Annotated in this window: 1 protein-coding gene; it reads right to left on the reverse strand. The window is 59.9% G+C overall.

The annotated features are described in order from the left end of the window. Positions 1-95 precede the first annotated feature (95 nt). Positions 96-1,868 carry a group II intron reverse transcriptase/maturase gene (gene ltrA, locus ETD96_RS43290; protein ID WP_138642274.1) on the reverse strand — a complete coding sequence of 591 codons (1,773 nt, stop codon included), beginning with the start codon at positions 1,866-1,868 and terminating at the stop codon, positions 96-98. Positions 1,869-2,530: the final 662 nt, after the last annotated feature.

A 2,530-nucleotide genomic window follows, 5' to 3' on the forward strand; every position in this document is an offset into this window, starting at 1 on the left:
CGGTCGGGTAGCCGGGTCACGTTGCCATGACCCGGCCCCCTCAGAACCGGGCATGCCTGTTTCCAGGCACCACGGCTCAAGCAAGCCCAAAGGCTTCACAGGATCCGCTGGTCGCTCTTTCTGTTATCAGTCGCATGATGCCAGCTATGGCACTCGGAGTGAACGAGACGAAGATTAGCTCTTCCATCAGTGCCTCCGTTACGCCGGTAGACGAAGTGATGCTTGTGGAGTCTCTTCCTCATCGCATCGAACCACTCGATCCACGCGCGCGGGTCGTCGGGTTCATATTCGGCTCCGACGATGAGCGCCTCGCCGCAGAGGGGGCATATTCCTTTCTGGTGATGTGCCAGTGCGAGACTGACCTTGTCCATTGGCGGCGGGGTGCGAGTGCGGCGACGTTGGCTCCAGTAGTCACGGAGGGCGGGATCATCGGGTGACGACTTCCCCTTGACCAGCTGGTGCCTTCTGATGCTGGTCCAGGCGAACTTGGGGAGGTGGGCACCACTTGCATGATCCCCGAAAACCCAGTGGTTGTTCCTGGACCGGTTGAGCTTGCCGAAATACCGGTTGATGATCCAGTGTTTCGACTTCTTCGGGTGAGTGCGTTTCGCCCACTTGTAGGTGAGCGCCCACACATAACTGTCCAGCGTGGAGAACGTCCTGCTGGACACCACCGTCCGATAGTAAGCCGACCAGCCCCTCACGATGGGAGCCAGCCGGCGCAGCACGACCACGACACTTTGCCCCAGAAGGGCTCGCATCTCCGTGCGCAGTCGACTGCGGATTCTCTTAACCGCATCCTTGCTGGGCGTGATGATCAGGCTTTCGCCGTGACGACGGATGTTGAACCCAAGGAAGTCGAACCCTTCGGAGAGATGAAGGATCCGGGTCTTTTCTTCATTGAAGTGAAGTCCTCGGGGCTCTAGCCATACGGCCAGGCGAGCCTTGACTGCTTCCGCCTCTTCCTTGCTCGTGCAGAACACGGCGAAGTCATCGGCGTAACGCACCAGGATCGGAGTTCCTTTCGCCGCCCACATCACTGTTCCCTTGCGGGTGGCGAACCGGACGCCTGCGGCTTCCTCCATTCCATGCAGAGCGATGTTGAGTAGCAAGGGGCTGATCACTCCGCCTTGAGGGGTCCCCTCTTCCGTCCGGGTGAAGCATCCCTCATCGACCACTCCGGCCTTCAGCCATTGCCGAACCAGTTCCCTGGCTGGGAACTCACCGACCGACGTGAGCAGATGGTCATGGTCGATCCGGTCGAACGCCGCCGCCAGGTCTGCATCCAACACCCATTGGCGCTTTGCAGTCTTACCCTTCGCCGCGCTGAAGATCGCCTGGATGGCGTCATGGCATCCGCGGCCAGGGCGAAACCCATAGGAGCGGGATTCGAACCGGGCTTCCCACTCAGGTTCCAGAGCATTCTTCACGCGCGCCTGCATGACCCTGTCGCGCATTACCGGAATTCCGAGTGGACGCTTTTTTCCGTTGCTCTTGGGGATGAACACCCGCTTGACAGGTCTGGCTTTCCATGGCTGCGTCTGCCGATGGAGGTCGTTTGCCATGCGCGCTCGTGCTTGTGGCGTTAGTGCGCGCTCCCTGTCGATCCCAGGAGTCTTTCGGCCTCTGCTGTGCTGGGTCACCCGCTTGACGCTCGTTAGCGTATTGCTGTGGCTCCTCAGCATCAGCTTCTGCAGATTTCGAACCTTCTTTAGGTTCCCTTCCTGTGATGCTTTGAAGATCCTTTGCCTCAGCCGCCGTACGTTCTCTTCGGCCTTGGCCCAGTCGATGCCGTGCCAGTCGACGATGCCGTCTCGTGGTCCGTTCGCGTCGGCAGAGCGGGGCTCGGCGGGCGCCGTCCCTTCCATGCTCCTCCTTTGCGTCTAACTTGCCCATCGAGTTCTGACGTCTTTGCTCAAGATACTTCAATAGCTCACCTGGCCCACGTCAGCTCCCTTTCGGGCCGGGCCACATCGACCCGTATCCGGCGAGTTATGCCCGGGAGTTGGAGTGCCCCTCGGGTCTTCCTCTGATCTTTCGATCCACCGGCATTTGCTTCTTGGGCCATCCTGTTCCCGCTGGAGAACTAGGCTCCCCTTGCGGTCGGCTTACCGGATTTGCGTCCGGGCTCCAACGGGGTTTCCACGTTCCGCACACGCAAGATTCGACTGGGGTGGGTGCCCCCTCTATCCCGGGACCAGTGGTGTTCCTTCTCCGGCCTCAAATCCCCGGAGATCACTTGACGTATTCTAACGCCTGATCCTGTAGCCGTTGCCTGCTAACCATCGGACGACTTCAACCTTACGAGACATCAACGGAGGTTCACGCAATTCACCCGTCCAGTCTTTCCCTCACCTGTAGCACCCCGATGGCCAGGGCACCCTTGGGCTTGAACGCTCAGCTTCACACCCCGCCGTTACCAGCGACGCATGTGAGCGCGGGAACGGATCCGAACACTAATCCGGGGGCAGCAAATATCTCCCTTCTCCGTAGCTTTCCCACTTGTCGTGTGCGACTTCGTGTCGCACTT

It is taken from the genome of Actinomadura geliboluensis (genome assembly GCF_005889745.1).
Lineage (GTDB): Bacteria > Actinomycetota > Actinomycetes > Streptosporangiales > Streptosporangiaceae > Spirillospora > Spirillospora geliboluensis.